We start from the raw sequence: 17,058 nt of genomic DNA on the forward strand, positions 1-17,058 counted from the left end.
ACCCTCGCTGTCACCAAGCAGCCTCCGGACAAATAAGTTAAAATCAAAGAATTGCTTAAAAGTTTGCTTACTCAAGGAAGTTCCATGTCCAGTTTCCGTTCCCGCCAGCGTGCCACTATGCGCCGCGAATTCAATAGCCGCGACAATGAGGCCAGCTCGCCGGCAGGCGGAGACAGCCCGGCCGGCAAAGGTCCCGTGATCCAGAAGAAAGCGCCGTCGCCGGACAACTCGCCGCGCGCGCCCTATTCCGGCCCGCGCCCGGGCAACGCCAAGCCTAATTGGCAAGACCGTGGCGCTGGACAAGGACAAGCTCCGCGCGACGGCGGCAAGCGCGGCCCTTATCAAGGACGCGACCAACAGGCCGGGCGCGACAAGCCGTATGGCAACGACCGCCGGCCGCAAGGCCAGCAGCGCTTTGAGCGCAACGAAGACCAAGACAGCTTCAAGAAAGACCGCTTCAATAAAGAGCGCGGCAACAACTGGCAGCCGCGCAGCTTCGCCCGCGACGGCGAAGAACGCCCGCAAGGCAACGGCCCCAAGAAGCCCTTCCATCACCGCGAAGACCGCGAACCGCGCGACTACAGCCGCGACCGCGGCCCATCCGGCCGCAAGCCGCTGAACGCCGCCGCTGACGTGGAGCCGGAACGCAAGCCCTATAGCCGCGACCGCGGCCCGTCCGGCCGCAAGCCGCTGCACCTGGAGCGGGACGGCGAGCAAGGCGCGCCGCAGGGCAAGCCGCGCTGGCAGCAACGCGACGGCGAACGCCATGTCGATCAGCCGCGCAAGCCGTTCAACCCGTCCGCCGACCGCGAACAGCGCTTCCGCCGCGACGACGCCGAACAGGCGCCGCGCAAGCCGTGGCAGGAACGCCAGCACAGCGAGCAGCGCGAAGAGGGTCCGCGCAAACTGTTCGGCAAGCCGGCCAATCGCGACAACAACTTCCGTCGCGACGACGCCGAGCAGGCGCCGCGCAAACCGTGGCAGGAACGCCAGCACGGCGACCGCGACCAGCGCTTCCAGCGTGATGACACCGAACACGCGCCGCGCAAACCCTGGCAGGAACGCCAGCACGGCGACCGCGACAACCGTTTCCGCCGCGACGACGCCGGGCAAGCGCCGCGCAAGCCCTGGCAGGAACGCCAGCACGGCGACCGCGACAACCGCTTCCAGCGCGACGATGCCGAACAAGCGCCGCGCAAACTGTTCGGCAAATCCGCCGAACACGACAACCGCAGCCGCCGCGACGACGCCGAAGCAGCGCCGCGCCAGGACCGTCCGCAAGGCGAACCGGCCGAGCGTAGCGAAGGCGGCACGCGCAAGCTGTTCAGCAAGCCGTCCTATCGCGACAACGACGTCCGCCGCGACGACGCCGAACGCGCGCCGCGCCAAAGCTGGCAGCAAGAAGAACGCCCGCGCCACGAGCGTCGCGAAGGCGAAGCCCGTCAGTTGTTCGGCAAGCCGGGCGCCGGCAGCCTGAAACCGCTGGGCGACCAACACCGCGTGGAAACCCGCGGCGAGCACCGCCACGCCGACGCGCCGCGCCACGCGCCGACCGAACGCCAGGCCCCGAGCCTGACCCAGGTGCGCGACAGCGTGCTGTCCTTGTTCGCCCCCTGCCCGCGCGGCCTGGAAGCCATCCTGGCCGACGAGTTGCGCGGCCTGGGCGCGCGCGACATCGCCACCGCCGACGGCGGCGTGGCCTTCGCCGGCGACCGCGATCTGCTGATGGCGGCCAACCTGCACAGCCGCACCGCCAGCCGCGTGCTGCTGCAACTGGCCCAGGGCGGCTACCGCAATGAACAAGACATCTACCGCCTGGCGATGAATGTGGACTGGCCGCGCTGGTTCGACGTGTCCAACAGCATCAAGCTGAAGACCGACGCCATCCGCTGCCACTTCAAGAGCCTGGACTTCATCTCGCTGAAGGTGAAGGACGCGATCTGCGACCGCTTCCGCCAAGCGCAACTGGGCCGGCCCAATGTCGACACCCGCCACCCGGACGTGCGCGTTCATGTGTTCCTGACCGAAGACAGCGCCACCATCTACCTGGACACCAGCGGCGAACCGCTGTTCAAGCGCGGCTGGCGCCAGGAAACCGGTGATGCGCCGCTGCGTGAAAACCTGGCCGCCGGCATCCTGATGCTGACCGGCTACAACGGCAGCCAACCGCTGCTGGACCCGATGTGCGGCAGCGGCACCTTCCTGGTGGAAGCCGCCGACATCGCGCTGAACCGCGCGCCGGGCCGCCAACGCAAATTCGCGTTCCAGAAACTGCGCGGCTTCGATTCCGCCAGCTGGGAAGCGCTGCTGCTGGACGCCCAGCACGCGGAAAAACCGCTGGCCAAGCTGGCGATCAATGGTTCCGACCGCGACCAGGCCATCATCAACGTCGCCAAGGACAACCTGGAACGCGCCGGCCTCTCCGGCCTGGTGGAACTGCAAGCGATGGACGTGCTGGACGCCCGCCCCAACGGCGAAAACGGCATCCTGGTGGCCAACCCGCCCTACGGCGTGCGCATGGACGAGCTGGAGCAGCTGGCCGAATGGTATCCGCTACTGGGCGACTGGCTGAAAGCCCACTTCGCCGGCTGGCATGCCAACCTGTTCAGCGGCGACCTGCGCCTGGCCAAGCTGATCCATCTGTCGCCCAAGCGCCGCACCCCGCTGTACAACGGCTCGCTGCAATGCCGGCTGTTCGTCATCAATATGGTGGAAGGCAGCGCCCGCAAGGAAAAACCGGGCGAGCAGACTGAAGCCATCGAGCAGGACGATCACGCCGCGGAATAACTCAGCGCGCGGACAGCAAAACGGCGAGCCATGGCTCGCCGTTTTTCATCCTGCCTTACTGGCACCGCCCAACATGGAAAAGGCTTTGCTCAGGCCGTTTTGAGATGCATGGCCTCCGCCCGCTCCTCGATCGCCGCCTCCACCCACTCGTTCAAGCTCTTGGACTCGGCCGCTGCGGCTGCCACCGCCATTTCATGCAGACGCGGCGCAATGCGCACATTGAATTTTCCCGAATAGGTTTTAAGCGGTTGCAGCCCCTTCTCGCGGCATGCATCCAGATACACGCGCAGCGATATTTCAGCCTCTCGCTTGAGGCTTGCGACATCGCCTGCATAAAAATCCGCTCCGCCGCTCAAGCCCAGAAACTCGCCGCGAAACATGTCGATTTCCGGGTCATAGCTGACCACGGCCCGATAGCCTTCAATCTGCAGAATATTCTTCATGGCGTCACCCCGTTTGCTTCCAACCATCTTCTAATTGCGGCCACCGCCCCCTTGTCCGTATCCGGTGAAGGGTGGGGCCGATGAAACACCCGCACCACGCCGAACAAGGCAACGCAGATACGCGACCCTTCGCGCTCCTCGATGTCCGCGCCAAGCTCCAAAAACAAAGCCTCAATATCGCTCCACCGGATATTGGCGCTGACTGGACGCTTGAAGATCAACTGCAAGGTGATCAAGTGTTTTCGTTTCACGCTCAATTGGTACCACAAATCAGTACCAAAATCAATGCCATCGAATCAGACCGACAACACAGCACAGCCGGACGCTGCCGCTTGACCCCACCCAGCCCATCGGCAACAATCGCCACGTGCCGTTTCACTTAACGGCGCTGGGTTTGACAGTCCAATCGGAATTAGGGCGGGCGCCGCTGCTTAGGCAGACGCGTCCGGAATGCCATTGTCTTGCCATCCGGCGGGCCGTGGCGGGGAGGCCTAGCGCCTGCCGGTTCCCTTTTTCCCGGTCTGTCAACCTCGTCACGCGCCTGCCTGCCCGTTTGACAGCGAGCAGGCAGGCGGACCACGAAAAAGGAGCTTTGCCATGTTGACCTTGACCTTGTTCAATGCCCCTCCGCCTCAAGGCGCGCCAGTCCGGCCCCGGATAGAGGAGGCTCAGCAATGAACGCCACGCCCACCGCCGTTGAACTGAACCGCATCGTCCACGGCCTGCAAACGCTGCGCCAGCAACACGAGGCGCTGCACCTGATCGATCCCGCGCTGAAACGGCTGGAATACTGCGGCCAGCACATCCACGACACCAGCCATGCCGTCGCGCTGGAACTCAGCCAGATCAGCAGCGCGCTGACCGGCCTGCTGAGCATGCTGGACCAGTCCGGCCTGGACAGCCTGGAGTGCGAGCAGGTGTATTGCCTGCTGGAACCCTTCGCCCGCCGCTTGCGACAATCGTCCGAGCAGTTGCAACGGCTGGTTTAATCCCTTAATCCACGCAAGCCCCGCCAGCCGGGGCTTGCCGCGTGCCGCCAGGCAAATAAAACCGTCGCAATCCGGATTCACCCATTCGGCATCCGCATGAGATAATCGCGCCCGGACGCGCGCTTAACCATTACAGAGCCTTGCACTCAGGGCCTGCGCGCCATCGTCACCCCCCAACGCCGCAAGCACACACCATGCAAACCTCTTTTCTGTCCGCCACCGTCCTGCTGATCCTGATCACCGATCCGCTGGGCAATATTCCGCTGTTCATCGCCGCGCTCAAGCAGGTCAAGCCGGAGCGCCGCCGCCGCGTGGTCTACCGCGAATGCCTGATCGCCTTCCTGGTGCTGTCCGCCTTCATGTTCTTTGGCCGCAACTTCCTGGACCTGATGCATCTGACCGATGATTCGATGCGGGTGGCCGGCGGCGTGATTCTGTTCCTGATCGCCATCAAGATGATCTTCCCCGGCGAGGGCAGCGTGTTCGGCGGCGACAAGATGCATGGCGAACCCTTCATCGTGCCGATCGCCGTGCCGCTGATCGCCGGCCCGTCGGCGATGGCCACCGTGCTGCTGATGTCCACCCGCGAACCGGAGCGGATGCTGGAATGGCTGGGCGCCTTGACCATCTGCATGCTGGTGACACTGCTGGTGTTCCTGTTTTCCGGCAAGCTGCAAAAGCTGCTGGGCGAACAGGCGATCACCGCGCTGGAGCGGCTGATGGGCCTGGTGCTGACCGCGATCTCGATCGAGATGCTGCTGGGCGGCGTGGCGTCCTATATCAAGCAATTCCACTAAGACCCGCTAACAAAACCCCTGATCCCGCGTTGCGCCTCCTTGTCGTACTACTTGTACTGCCTGCGTCGGCGCGCCTTGACTCAGGTTCTCTGCGAGGTGTTGTCAGCGGCTCTAATAAGCTGTTTACGGTCTGCCGCGCTTCTACGATGCCGCGCACTAGGCTCGACACCCTCCCAGCCGCGCCGCCCGGCTTCGTCCGCGGCGCGCCATTCCCAATGCCAAGCACATGAATTTGTTCGCATTGGGGTTATCCCGCATAGGGATATCGGCAATTCGTCACCGCCTCGCCTCTTGCTAGCATCCGCAGTCATGGGCCGTTAAGAGCCCGCTTTTGATTGCATAACAACTCCGGCCCGCCCCGAGCCGGAGTCAGACAACGCTACAGGGATCACGATGCAGACCAAAACCCCTCTCTACCAGCGCCTCTATTTCCAGGTGCTGCTGGCCATTTTCCTCGGCGTGATGCTAGGCGCCTTCGTTCCCGATCTGGGCGCGAAGATGAAGCCGCTGGGCGACGCCTTCATCAAGCTGATCAAGATGATGATCGCGCCCATCATCTTCGCCACCGTGGTGGTGGGCATCGCCAAGATGGGCGATATGAAGGAAGTGGGCCGCGTGGGCGTGAAAGCGCTGTTCTACTTCGAAGCCGTCACCACGCTGGCGCTGGTGATCGGCCTGGTGGTGGTGAATGTGCTCAAGCCCGGCGCCGGCCTCAATGTGGACCCGAGCACGCTGGACGCGCACTCGGTGGCCAAGTACGCCGCCAACGCCAAGGAAATGAGCAGCATTGATTTCCTGATGCACATCATTCCGGACACGGTGGTGGGCGCGTTCGCCAACGGCGAAATCCTGCAGGTGCTGACTTTCTCGGTGCTGCTGGGCCTGGCGCTGACCAAGATGGGCGACAACGGCAAGACCATCGTCCACATCCTGGACGAGTTCTCCCACGCCTTGTTCGGCGTGATCAATATGCTGATGAAGCTGGCCCCCATCGGCGCCTTCGGCGCGATGGCCTTCACCATCGGCAAATACGGCGTCGGCTCGCTCAAGCAGTTGGGCTTCCTGATGCTCTGTGTCTACCTGACCTGCTTCGCCTTCGTGTTCGTGGTGCTGGGCACCATCGCCAAGCTCAACGGCTTCAGCCTGTGGCGCTTCCTGGTTTACATCAAGGAAGAGCTGCTGCTGGTGCTGGGCACGTCTTCGTCCGAATCCGCGCTGCCGGGCATCATGAAGAAGCTGGAAAACCTGGGCTGCTCCAAGCCGGTGGTAGGCATGGTGATTCCCACCGGCTACTCCTTCAATCTGGACGGCACTTCCATCTACCTGACCATGGCTGCCATCTTCATCGCCCAGGCCACCAATGTGGACCTGACGCTGGCGGAGGAGCTGGGCCTGCTGGGCGTGCTGCTGCTCACCTCCAAGGGCGCGGCGGCGGTGACTGGCGGCGGCTTCATCACCCTGGCCGCCACGCTGGCGACGCTGGGCGGCAAGCTGCCGGTATCCGGCCTGGCGCTGCTGATCGGCATCGACCGCTTCATGTCCGAGGCCCGCGCCATCACCAATCTGATCGGCAACGGCGTGGCCACCATCGTGGTGGCGCGCTGGGAGAAGGCGCTGGACGAAGAACGCATGCGCCGCGTGCTGGCCGGCGAGCCGGTGCTGCCGGAGGAAGCCGCCGCCGCGCCGCTGCAGCCGCAGCTGGCCGCCGCGACAGACGGCGCCCGCTCCTAAGCTTTTGTTTTCCCAGCCGTTATAGCCTGCGTTCGCGCAGGCTTTTTTTATGCCCGCGGCGCAGTGCCGCCTTGCTTTTGCCGCCGCGTGGTCCACGATAGAAACTGGGGTATAGGGAGACAGAGAATGAGCGACTTCATGTTGCAATACGGCGATGAGCTGCTGCCGGTGGAAGGGGATTTCCCTCAGGTGGGCGCTTATCTGCCCAGTTTCATGCTGGTGGGCGATGGCAAGCAGGACGTGGCGCTGGAAAGCCTGGGCGGCGTGCCCAAGCTGATCCTGACCTTGCTGTCCTTGGATGAATACGAACATGGCGGCCAGTATCTATTGCAGGAGACGCGGCGTTTTCTGGAGCGCTGGCCGCAGATCGGCCTGGTGGTGATCACCGTGGATTCGCCATCCTCGCTGGCGCGCGCGCGACGCGAACACGGCCTGCCCCATGTCACCCTGCTGTCCACGCTGCGCGGCCGCGATTTCCACAAGCACTACGGGGTGCTGATCCGCGAGTATCCGCTCAGCGGCTATACCGCGCCTTCCTTGCTGCTGGCCGATGGCGGCAACGTCATTCATTACGCCGAGCGGCTGCGCAATACTCAGGATCTGTTCGACTTCGACCAGATCAACCATATGCTGCGCGAGGCCGAGGAGCAGGCGCTGGAGGCGCAACAGGAGCTGGAGCATGAGGAGCAGTTGAAGGACGAAGGGCCGTCACAGTAAGCCCCCAGTAAAGACACGGGCCCGGCCTGCTTGCGCAGCGCCGGGCCCGTTCACGTTGCAGGAAGACAACGGTTTACGGCAGCACTTCCACCAGCTTGGCGTCCACCTTGGTCGAAGTCAGTTCCTTGTCCACTTCGCCGACGATGCGCAGCTTGCTGTTCTGGTCGAACTTATTCGCCGGCAGGCGTTTCTGGCTGATCTTCACCGTCATGGTGCCGGTGGCGTCGCGGAATTCGTAACGCTTGTGGTCGATCTGGCGCACGATCTTGCCTTCCAGCGTCACCGGGGTATCGTCGGCGGCTTTTTGCGCGGCGGCCACGGTGGTGACGGCGGCCGGCACGCCGGGACCGGCGAATTCGGCCTGAGCGGCGAAAGGCAGGGACAGCGCGGCGGCGGTGAGCAGAACGGTAATGGTTTTCATGTGGTGCTTCCTTAAGCGTTGGTTGACGGTGCCATTAAAACAGCGCCGGCTTAACCCAAGCTTAAGCGTTGGCCTGCTCTCCCAATAAGCGGCTCGAATGAGCCAGATCCACCGCATAGCCTTGTTGGGCGTGGCTCAGTTGCTGGCGGTAATGCGCTTGCTCGCTGGCGATGCGCTTGTTCACGCCCTTGAGCGCCACTTGCAGCTCGGTATTCAATCTCAGCTGTTTATGGCCAAAACTCGCCGGCAGCGGTTTGATCTCGGCGGCGATGGCATCGCGCAAGGCGCCGAGATTGGCGTAGCTGCCGCGCTCCACCGCCTGGTTGGAGCACGCGGTCAATACCTTGGCCAGCGCGCTGGCTTCCTTGGCCTGCGGCGCGTTCAGATAACGCGGGATCAAGACATCCAGTGTGTGATGGGAAACCGGGAGGAAGGGGAGTCGCATGGGTGCATCCTGATAAAGGTGATGAATCAGATCATTGATGCCGCCCAGCATATGCATCCGTTCCCGCGCCGGCTTGCAAGAAACGCCGGACAAAACAAAACCGCCCGGCAAGCGGGCGGTTTGAAAGCGGCGAGACAGCAAGCTTAGCTGTTCAGTTCGCGCGCCAGGTACAACCAGGTTTCCACCACGGTATCCGGGTTCAGGGACACGGTTTCGATGCCCTCTTCTACCAGCCACTTGGCGAAGTCCGGATGGTCCGACGGGCCTTGGCCGCAGATGCCGATGTACTTGCCTTGCTTGCGGCAAGCCTGGATCGCCATGTGCAGCATGACCTTGACCGCTTCGTTGCGCTCGTCGAAGGTGGTGGCGATCGGGCCACCGGAGTCGCGGTCCACGCCCAGCGTCAGCTGGGTCATGTCGTTGGAGCCGATGGAGAAGCCGTCGAAATGCTGCAGGAACTTGTCGGCCAACACGGCGTTGGTCGGCAGTTCGCACATCATGATCAGGCGCAGGCCGTTTTCGCCGCGCTTGAGGCCGTTGGCGGCCAGGATCTCCACCACTTGCTCGGCTTCGGACAGGGTGCGCACGAAGGGAATCATCACTTCCACATTGGTCAGACCCATCACGTCGCGCACTTTCTTGATGGCGCGGCATTCCAGTTCAAAGCAATCGCGGAAGGATTCGGCCACGTAGCGGGCGGCGCCGCGGAAACCGATCATCGGGTTTTCTTCGTGCGGCTCGTACAGCTGACCGCCGATCAGGTTGGCGTACTCGTTCGACTTGAAGTCGGACATGCGCACGATGACCTTTTTCGGATAGAAGGCGGCGGCCAGGGTGGACACGCCTTCGGCGATCTTGTCGACGTAGAAGTCCACCGGGCTGGCGTAACCGGCGATGCGGTCGCTGATGGTGGCTTTCAGATCCGCCGGCAGCTTGTCGAACTCCAGCAGCGCTTTCGGGTGGATGCCGATCTGACGGTTGATCACGAATTCCATGCGCGCCAGGCCCACGCCTTCGTTCGGCAGCTGCGCGAAGTCGAAAGCCAGTTCCGGGTTGCCGACGTTCATCATGATCTTGACCGGGGCCTTGGGCATTTTGTCCAGTTCCAGATCGATCACTTCCACGTCCAGCAGGCCGTCATAGATGTTGCCGGTGTCGCCTTCGGCGCAGGACACGGTCACCTGCATGCCTTCGGACAATACCTGGGTGGCGTCGCCACAACCCACCACGGCCGGGATGCCCAGCTCGCGCGCGATGATGGCCGCGTGGCAGGTACGGCCGCCACGGTTGGTGACGATGGCGGCGGCGCGCTTCATCACCGGTTCCCAATCCGGGTCGGTCATGTCGGTGACCAGCACGTCGCCCGGCTTGACGCGGTCCATCTCGGACGCGTCCTTGATGGTGCGCACCACGCCCTGGCCGATCTTCTGACCGATGGCACGGCCTTCGCACAGCACTTGCGATTTGCTGTTCAGGCGATAGCGGCGCAGGGTGTCCTTGCGGTCTTCCTGCGACTTCACCGTTTCCGGACGCGCCTGCAGGATGTAGAGCTTGCCGTCGTGGCCGTCGCGGCCCCATTCGATGTCCATCGGACGGCCATAGTGCTTCTCGATGATCAGCGCGTATTCGGCCAGTTCGGCCACTTCGGCGTCGCTGATGGAGAACTGCTGGCGCTCCGCCGGGGACACGTCCACGGTCTTGACCGAGCGGCCGGCTTGCGAGGCGTCGGTGAACTCCATCTTGATCAGCTTGGAGCCCATGGTCTTGCGCAGCACCGCCGGACGGCCGGCTTTCAGCGTCGGCTTGTGCACGTAGAATTCGTCGGGATTCACCGCGCCTTGCACCACGGTTTCGCCCAGGCCGTAGGACGCGGTGATGAACACCACGTCGTCAAAGCCGGATTCGGTGTCGATGGTGAACATCACGCCGGCCGCGCCGCAGTCGGAGCGCACCATGCGCTGCACGCCGGCGGACAAAGCCACCACATCGTGCTCAAAGCCTTTGTGCACGCGGTAGGAAATGGCGCGATCGTTGTAGAGGGAGGCGAAAACGTGTTTCATCGCATCCTTGACATTGTCAAGGCCGCGGATATTCAGGAAGGTTTCTTGCTGGCCTGCGAACGAGGCGTCGGGGAGGTCTTCTGCGGTGGCGGAGGAACGGACTGCAACGGAGATATCGGCGCCTCCGGCATCGGCCACCATCTGATCCCAGGCCTCTTTGATATCGGCATCAAGCTTGGCGGGGAACGGGGTGTCGATGATCCATTGACGGATTTCCTTGCCTATCCTGGCCAGTTCGCTGACATCGTCGATGTCCAGCTTGGCCAGCGCGGCGCTGATCTTGTCGGCCAGGCCATTGTGCTGCAGAAAATCCCGGTAAGCCTGCGCTGTGGTGGCGAAGCCGCCCGGGACGCGAACCCCGGAGCCAGCCAGTTGGCTGATCATTTCACCAAGGGAGGCGTTCTTGCCGCCTACCTGCTCCACATCGGTCATGCGCAGTTTCTCGAACCAGATGACGTAGTTCTCAGCCATCACTTCACTTCCTGTGTTGGATTGGGACGATAGGGCCGCATTCTAGCCGAATTACGTGCCGAATGCGTAGCGTCTTTTGCAGCGCAACACGGGTTTTCGGCCTGACAAGGACAAGCATTGCAACAGAATCAATAAGTTGACGAACATTCCTGATGAAAATGATTGTCAAAACCGTGTAATTCCCTCACTACATTGCGCGTAATCAGGCATCGTTGGCTGTCGCCGCGGCCATTCAAAGTATAGAATTCCCACAACTCCGGGCGCGCCGCCACTGCGCGGCAGACGCGGTTCCGGCCTCGTTCACTCGCAATACAGGTGCTTGCATGCCACACCACCTCCGTTCCGCCTTCTTCGTTTCCGACCGAACCGGCATCACCGCCGAATCGCTGGGCCACACGCTGCTGACCCAGTTCGACACCGTGGAATTCAAGCGCGAAACCATTCCCTTCGTCGATACCGTGGAAAAAGCGCAGGCCTTGGCGGAAGTCATCCGCCAGGTGTCGGAAACCGATCACCTGAAGCCGCTGGTGTTCACCAGCATCATCAACCCGGAGGTGCGCAGCGCGCTGCAGGTTGAGAACGCGGTGATGATAGATTTCTTCGACACCTTCATCGGCCAGCTGGAACAGGAGATAGGTCAGCGCGCGTCGCTGAGCGTGGGCAAGGCTCACGGCATGGTCAACGAGGAAAAGTACGATCATCGCATCGAGGCGGTGAACTTCTCGCTGAACCACGACGACGGCGTCAAGCTGAAGGACCTGCACGAGGCGGACGTGATCCTGGTCGGCGTGTCCCGCTCCGGCAAGACGCCAACCTGCCTGTATCTGGCGCTGCAATACGGCATCCGCGCCGCCAACTATCCGCTGACGCCGGAAGACCTGGGCAGCCCGACGCTGCCCAAGATGCTGCTGCCGTTCAAGGACAAGATGTTCGGCCTGACCATTGACCCCGCCCGCCTCCATCACATCCGTTCCGAGCGCCGGCCGGATTCCAAATACGCCAGCATGGACAACTGCCGCCGCGAGGTGAACGAGGCCGAGTCCATGTTCCGCCACCATGGCGTGTCCTTCATCAGCACCACCCATAAGTCGATCGAGGAAATCGCGTCCACCATCATGCACAAGGCCGCGCTGGGCCGCCGTTTCTAGCACGGCCCACACGCCACGGACCCGGCCGGCTTCGCCCGGCCGTTTTCATGCCCGATGCCTGGTGCAATCAGCGCCAATATCCAGATAGCACTTTGTTTCTTATCATTTTTTTACAATTCCCTCCGGAACATATAGCAAGCAGCCGCTCTCGAACAAGCATCTTGAATCCCTGGACCGGGACATCCGATGCAGATCGTCTCCATCGCCGCGCTCGCCAAACCCACCGTTTCCCCGCTGAAGGAAGTGGGCGCGGTGGCGCCCAAGAGCGACAGCCGCGCCGCCGCCAGCGACCCGCGCAAGGAAATGGCCGAGTTCGCCGCGCCGCCGCCATCCTCCGCGGGCGAACGCCCCGGCGCCCATGGCGAGGCTTTCGCCCGATTGCTGCGCCAAGCGCAGGCCGCGGCGCGTCAGGACGCCGCAATGCCTTATGCGCAGGAAACCATGCCCCCCGCCGGCAGCCTGCTGCACGTGGCGGTGTGAACGCGGCACTTGACGCTGCTTTGCCCGCCGTGCTCTGATAAAGCCCATGAACTACGCAACCGCATCCGCAACCTTCTTTTGGTGGTGGCGCCTGAACTAAGGCGGCACCGGCGTTTGCATACCCAAAACCCGGAAGCTGCCGATACGGCGGCATAGGGTTTCCAGCAGCACTCCTCCCCGGATCGGCAGTTTCCAACAAGCTCAAGCTTACTGGAGACCACTGTTATGAATCTGGACAGCATCACAGCCAAAGACATCATCCTCACCGGCGACCGCACCACCGGGCAATTGCATCTGGGCCACTATGTCGGTTCGCTACGCAACCGCGTGATCCTGCAAGACCGTTGCCGCCAGTTCCTGCTGCTCGCCGATGCTCAGGCGCTGACCGACAATATGGGCAACTATCTGAAGGTGCGCGACAATGTGCTGCAAGTGGCGCTGGACTATCTGGCGGTGGGCATAGACCCGGAGAAAAGCACCATCTTCATCCAGAGCCTGGTGCCGGAACTGACCGAGCTCTCCTCCTACTACCTCAACCTGGTCACCGTGGCACGGCTGGAGCGCAACCCCACCATCAAGGACGAGATCAAGCAGCGCGGCTACGAGCGCGACATCCCGGCCGGCTTCCTCACCTACCCCGCCGCCCAGGCCGCCGACATCACCGCCTTCAAGGCCAGCATCGTGCCGGTGGGCGAAGACCAGATTCCGATGATCGAGCAGACCAATGAGATCGTGCGCCGCTTCAACGGCAGCGTGGATCAGGCGGTGCTGGTGGAAGCGCGGGCGGTGGTGCCGGAGCAAGGCTCGCGCCTGCCCGGCATCGATGGCAAGGCCAAGATGTCCAAATCGCTGGGCAATACCATCACCTTGTCGGCCACGCCGGATGATATCCGCCAGGCGGTGAAGATGATGTACACAGACCCCAATCACCTACGCGTCGCCGATCCCGGCCAGGTGGAAGGCAATGTGGTGTTCACCTATCTGGACGTGTTCCATTCCGACCCGGCGCAGGTGGCGGAATGGAAGGAGCATTACCGCCGCGGCGGCCTGGGCGACACCGTGATCAAGAAACAACTGGAAGAATGCCTGCAGACCTTGCTGGAACCGATCCGCGCCCGCCGCGAGCAGTACTCGCGCGACCCGGCCGCGGTGATGGCGATGCTGAAAACCGGCACCCAGCGCGCGCGCGAAGTGGCGGCCGCCACGCTGGCCGAGGTGAAGGCGGCGATGGGCTTGAACTACTACTAAAAGAAGGCCTCGGAATGGAACAACTCTACCAATGCCAAAACCTGGATGAGGTGCGCGGCCAGATCGACCGCATCGACCGCGCGCTGGTGGCGCTGATCGCCGAGCGCGGCCTTTATGTGCGCCAGGCGGCGGCATTCAAGCACAGCCGGGACGAGGTGGAAGGCGGCAAGCGCGTCGATCAGGTGATGCGCCGCGTGGAACACCTGGCCGGCGAGCTGGGCGCGGATTCGGCGCTGACCGCGGCGGTCTACCGCACGATGATCGAGTACTTCGTCGCCGATGAAATGGCGGCCTTCCGCGCCAAAGCGGCCGGCGATTGAGGCGAAGGCCGGCTTTCCCTACAATCGCTTTCATCCGCTAACCGCCGGCCGCCTCTCGCGGCCGGCTCTTTTCCCGCTGCCGGAGAACCTGAATGAACAAGATTGCCCTGTTGCTGCTCGCCTGCCTGTCCGCGCCCGCGATGGCCGAGGAAGTGGGCGAGGTGTCCACCACCTTCAAGCTGCTCAGCCCCAACGACAAGGTGGTGGTGGAAGCCTTCGACGACCCGGCGGTGCAAGGCGTGGCCTGCTATATCTCGCGCGCCAAGACCGGCGGCTACAAGGGCGCGCTGGGCCTGGCCAAGGACCCGTCGCGCTTCTCGGTGGCCTGCCGCCAAGTGGGCGCAATCAAGTTCTCGCGGCCCTTGCCCAAGCAGGAACAGGTATTCAAGGAAGGCGCGTCCTTCATCTTCAAGCATGTGCGGGTGGTGCGCATCGTCGACGCCAAACGCAATACGCTGACCTATCTCAGCTACTCGGACAAGCTGATCGACGGCAGCCCGGACAATGCGCTGACCGCGGTGGCGGTGCTGGACCAAAAGATCCCGCTGCAACCCTGAAATAAAAGCGATTGATTATTAACGCTTTCTTTGCATGACGGGCATCAGCTAAACGGCAGCTCGATGCGCAGCCCGTCATGCCCCACCTCGATGCCGGGCGGGCACTCGGCGCTGAGCGCGCCGAACTCCAGGCGGTGGGTCATATGGATCAGCACCGTGCGTTCGGCGCCGATGCGCTTGGCCCAGGCGAAGGATTGCTGCACGCCCAAGTGGGACGGATAGGGATCGTGGTTCAGGCAGTCCAGGAACAAGAGCTTCAGTCCTTGCAGCAAGGGCAGGCTGCTGTCCGGGATATCGGACACATCGGTCAACCAGGCCATGTCGCCGACGCGCCAGCCCAGGCAAGGCCAGGAACCGTGTTGCAAGGGCACCGGCGTCAACGTGACGCCGCCGCAGTCCACCGGCCCATCCACCTGCTGCGGCAGCAGCACCGGCTTGTCCCACATCTTGGACGGCGGCAGCAAGGCGTAGTCGAAGCGGGTCTTGATATTGTCCAGGGTGAAGGCATTGCCGTAGAGCGTGATCGGGCCTTTCTTCACATAGCAGAAGGCGCGCAGATCGTCGATGCCGTTCAGATGATCGGCGTGGGGATGAGTGTACAGCACAGCGTCCACCTGGCGTATGCCTTCGCGCAGCGCCTGCTGCCTCAGGTCCGGCCCGGTGTCGATCAGCAGGCCCTGGCCTCCCACCTTGATATAGGCGCTGGCCCGGGTGCGGCGATTGCGCGGGTCCGGCGACAGACAGGTGGCGCAGTCGCAGCCTATCGCCGGCGTGCCGGAACTGGAGCCGCAGCCCAGAATGGTGACTTCAAGCGAACCCAATGCGTGATTTCCTGTGTAAACGCCGTCGAGTCAACGGCAGAGGGGAGGACGCACCGCCGCCTCCCGCACCCAGCCGCCATCGCAGCGGACGCTGCCGTCGGCATCCTGCTGACAGCTGCCGCGTGGCTGCTTGGCGCAATACGCGTTGCCGTCGCGGGACAGCACGCAGGCGCCCGGACCAGTGTAGGTAGCGCCGCCGGCGCGCACCACGCCGCCGCCCGCATATGGCGAGCACAGTGCATTGCCGAACTCGTCGATCGCGCACTCGCCCTTGCCGCACACCGCCTGTCCCCGTTGCAATAGCGCAATGCCGCCATCCTCGGAACAATAGCTGCGGCCATTCAGATTGATGCAGTTGGCCCAGGCCTGGACCGACAGCAACACCGTCAGCAAGGCCAGCAAGATTCGCTTCATGCGCTTTCCCTGATTCAGCGGCTGGCCTTGGCGAACAGCCGGAAAAAATTATCGCTGGTGACGCGCGCCACTTCGGCGAGCTCGATGCCGCGCAGCTCGGCGATGTGCTCGGCCACGTGGCGCACATAGGCCGGCTCGTTGACCTTGCCGCGGAACGGCACCGGCGCCAGATACGGCGAATCGGTCTCGATCAGCATCCGCTCCAGCGGCACCCGCTGCGCCACGTCCTTGACCTGGGCCGCGTTCTTGAAGGTGACCACGCCGGAGAAGGAGATGTAGAAGCCCAGTTCCAGCGCGGCTTGCGCCACTTCCCAGGTTTCGGTGAAACAGTGCATCACGCCGCCGCACACCTCGGCGTTTTCTTCGCGCATGATGCGGATGGTGTCCTCGGCGGACTCGCGGGTATGGATCACCAGCGGCAGGCCGACGCGCTTGGCGGCGCGGATATGGGTGCGGAAGCGTTGATGCTGCCACTCCAGATCGCCCTTGCACCAGTGGTAGTCCAGCCCGGTTTCGCCGATGCCGACCACGCGCGGATGCGCGGCCAGCGCCACCAACTCGTCCTCGCTGTACTCTTCTGCGTCGGGGTCGTCCGGGTGCACGCCCACGGTGGCGTATAGATTGCCGTGGCTCTCCGCGAGTTCCAGCACTTGCGGATATTTGGGACGGCTGACGCCGATCACCAGCGCGTGGCTGACCTGCTTGGCCTGCATATTGGCCAGCACTTCCGGCATGCGCGCGGCGAGATCGGGGAAATTGATGTGGCAGTGGGAATCGATAAACATTTTTGCGTCAATCCGGCGGCGGCGCGCACGCGCGCCGCGAAAACAATCACATGGTATGGGTGGGCCGGCTGGAGTTGAGCACGCCGCTGAGCAGCGCTTCAATCTTGTCCTTGGCCTGCTTGCCGGCGTCGCCGGCGACGAACTCCACGCCTATGCCCTGCACCCGGCTGTTGTTGGCGCCGGCCGGCGTCAGCCACACCACCTTGGCCTGCACCGCGATGCGCTGCGGGTCGTCCATCAGCGTCAGCAGCAGGAACACCTCCTCGCCCAGCTTCATTTCCTTGTTGGTGGGAATGAAAATGCCGCCGTGGCGCACAAAGGGCATATAGGCGGCGAACAGCGCGCTGCGCTCCTTGATGTGCAGGGACAGCACCCCGGGTCGGTTGGGATTGAGGTCCGGGCGGGAGGCGGAGTTGTCCATAGC

General features: G+C 63.2%; 19 protein-coding genes. 10 read left to right on the forward strand and 9 right to left on the reverse strand.

Annotated features, from left to right (window positions below; translation table 11 throughout):
• The first annotated feature begins 84 nt into the window (after positions 1-84).
• The gene (locus LQT98_RS24100; RefSeq protein ID WP_331282506.1) at positions 85-2,787 is read left to right on the forward strand and encodes a THUMP domain-containing protein; all 2,703 of its coding nucleotides are present in this window, start codon (positions 85-87) and stop codon (positions 2,785-2,787) included.
• An 89-nt stretch (positions 2,788-2,876) separates the two neighbouring features.
• On the opposite strand, the gene LQT98_RS01475 is transcribed toward LQT98_RS24100, so the two are convergent.
• Together LQT98_RS01475 and LQT98_RS01480 are read right to left on the reverse strand one after the other, a co-directional pair.
• A complete protein-coding gene (locus LQT98_RS01475) occupies positions 2,877-3,230 on the reverse strand; it encodes a type II toxin-antitoxin system HicB family antitoxin (protein ID WP_231460879.1) in 354 nt (117 codons plus the stop codon).
• Positions 3,227-3,466 carry a type II toxin-antitoxin system HicA family toxin gene (locus LQT98_RS01480; RefSeq protein WP_231460880.1) on the reverse strand — a complete coding sequence of 80 codons (240 nt, stop codon included), beginning with the start codon at positions 3,464-3,466 and terminating at the stop codon, positions 3,227-3,229. Before LQT98_RS01480 ends, LQT98_RS01475 begins: the two co-directional genes overlap by 4 nt.
• Positions 3,467-3,904: 438 nt before the next feature.
• Between LQT98_RS01480 and LQT98_RS01485 the strand changes: the two genes are divergently transcribed.
• The 4 genes from LQT98_RS01485 (at position 3,905) to LQT98_RS01500 (ending at position 7,464) form a co-directional block, all read left to right on the forward strand.
• A complete protein-coding gene (locus LQT98_RS01485; RefSeq protein WP_231460881.1) occupies positions 3,905-4,219 on the forward strand; it encodes a DUF1484 family protein in 315 nt (104 codons plus the stop codon).
• A gap of 194 nt (positions 4,220-4,413) precedes the next feature.
• Positions 4,414-5,016, forward strand: a complete 603-nt coding sequence (locus LQT98_RS01490; protein ID WP_019100349.1) for a MarC family protein — start codon at positions 4,414-4,416, stop codon at positions 5,014-5,016.
• 393 nt (positions 5,017-5,409) lie between these two features.
• The gene (locus tag LQT98_RS01495) at positions 5,410-6,747 is read left to right on the forward strand and encodes a dicarboxylate/amino acid:cation symporter (RefSeq protein ID WP_231460882.1); all 1,338 of its coding nucleotides are present in this window, start codon (positions 5,410-5,412) and stop codon (positions 6,745-6,747) included.
• Positions 6,748-6,873: 126 nt separating this feature from the next.
• Positions 6,874-7,464, forward strand: coding sequence for a thiol peroxidase (locus tag LQT98_RS01500; protein ID WP_197081422.1), 591 nt, complete (start codon positions 6,874-6,876; stop codon positions 7,462-7,464).
• Positions 7,465-7,537: 73 nt separating this feature from the next.
• Here LQT98_RS01500 and LQT98_RS01505 read toward each other — a convergent pair whose 3' ends face one another.
• The 3 genes from LQT98_RS01505 to ppsA all read right to left on the reverse strand — a co-directional run bounded on the left by LQT98_RS01505 (position 7,538) and on the right by ppsA (position 10,861).
• The gene (locus LQT98_RS01505) at positions 7,538-7,885 is read right to left on the reverse strand and encodes a NirD/YgiW/YdeI family stress tolerance protein (RefSeq protein WP_231460883.1); all 348 of its coding nucleotides are present in this window, start codon (positions 7,883-7,885) and stop codon (positions 7,538-7,540) included.
• A gap of 61 nt (positions 7,886-7,946) precedes the next feature.
• A complete protein-coding gene (locus LQT98_RS01510; protein WP_156183807.1) occupies positions 7,947-8,330 on the reverse strand; it encodes a hypothetical protein in 384 nt (127 codons plus the stop codon).
• A 143-nt stretch (positions 8,331-8,473) separates the two neighbouring features.
• The gene (ppsA, locus tag LQT98_RS01515; protein WP_048409286.1) at positions 8,474-10,861 is read right to left on the reverse strand and encodes a phosphoenolpyruvate synthase; all 2,388 of its coding nucleotides are present in this window, start codon (positions 10,859-10,861) and stop codon (positions 8,474-8,476) included.
• Between the two features lie 323 nt (positions 10,862-11,184).
• On the opposite strand from ppsA, the gene ppsR reads away from it, so the two are divergent.
• The 5 genes from ppsR to LQT98_RS01540 all read left to right on the forward strand — a co-directional run bounded on the left by ppsR (position 11,185) and on the right by LQT98_RS01540 (position 14,614).
• A complete protein-coding gene (ppsR, locus tag LQT98_RS01520; protein ID WP_048409285.1) occupies positions 11,185-12,009 on the forward strand; it encodes a posphoenolpyruvate synthetase regulatory kinase/phosphorylase PpsR in 825 nt (274 codons plus the stop codon).
• Between the two features lie 186 nt (positions 12,010-12,195).
• Positions 12,196-12,489 (forward strand): hypothetical protein, encoded by a 294-nt coding sequence (locus tag LQT98_RS01525; protein ID WP_048409284.1) that lies wholly within the window; start codon positions 12,196-12,198, stop codon positions 12,487-12,489.
• A 225-nt stretch (positions 12,490-12,714) separates the two neighbouring features.
• Complete coding sequence (gene trpS, locus LQT98_RS01530) at positions 12,715-13,737, forward strand: tryptophan--tRNA ligase (RefSeq protein ID WP_231460884.1); 1,023 nt, start codon at positions 12,715-12,717, stop codon at positions 13,735-13,737.
• A 14-nt stretch (positions 13,738-13,751) separates the two neighbouring features.
• Positions 13,752-14,057, forward strand: coding sequence for a chorismate mutase (locus tag LQT98_RS01535; protein WP_231460885.1), 306 nt, complete (start codon positions 13,752-13,754; stop codon positions 14,055-14,057).
• Between the two features lie 92 nt (positions 14,058-14,149).
• Entirely contained in the window at positions 14,150-14,614 is a 465-nt protein-coding gene (locus tag LQT98_RS01540) for a CreA family protein (RefSeq protein ID WP_231460886.1), read from the forward strand.
• 44 nt (positions 14,615-14,658) lie between these two features.
• Here the strand turns inward: LQT98_RS01540 and LQT98_RS01545 are convergent, their stop codons facing one another.
• From LQT98_RS01545 to LQT98_RS01560, 4 genes are read right to left on the reverse strand one after another with little or no spacing between them, the layout of a single operon-like run.
• Positions 14,659-15,435, reverse strand: a complete 777-nt coding sequence (locus LQT98_RS01545; RefSeq protein ID WP_048409280.1) for an MBL fold metallo-hydrolase — start codon at positions 15,433-15,435, stop codon at positions 14,659-14,661.
• Positions 15,436-15,465: 30 nt separating this feature from the next.
• Positions 15,466-15,849, reverse strand: coding sequence for a hypothetical protein (locus LQT98_RS01550; protein WP_231460887.1), 384 nt, complete (start codon positions 15,847-15,849; stop codon positions 15,466-15,468).
• A gap of 14 nt (positions 15,850-15,863) precedes the next feature.
• On the reverse strand, positions 15,864-16,634 hold the full coding sequence (locus tag LQT98_RS01555; protein ID WP_231460888.1) for a TatD family hydrolase: 771 nt from the start codon (positions 16,632-16,634) through the stop codon (positions 15,864-15,866).
• Between the two features lie 46 nt (positions 16,635-16,680).
• On the reverse strand, positions 16,681-17,055 hold the full coding sequence (locus LQT98_RS01560) for a PilZ domain-containing protein (RefSeq protein ID WP_048409277.1): 375 nt from the start codon (positions 17,053-17,055) through the stop codon (positions 16,681-16,683).
• Positions 17,056-17,058: the final 3 nt, after the last annotated feature.

This window comes from Chromobacterium aquaticum (genome assembly GCF_021129195.1).
GTDB classification, from domain to species: domain Bacteria; phylum Pseudomonadota; class Gammaproteobacteria; order Burkholderiales; family Chromobacteriaceae; genus Chromobacterium; species Chromobacterium aquaticum.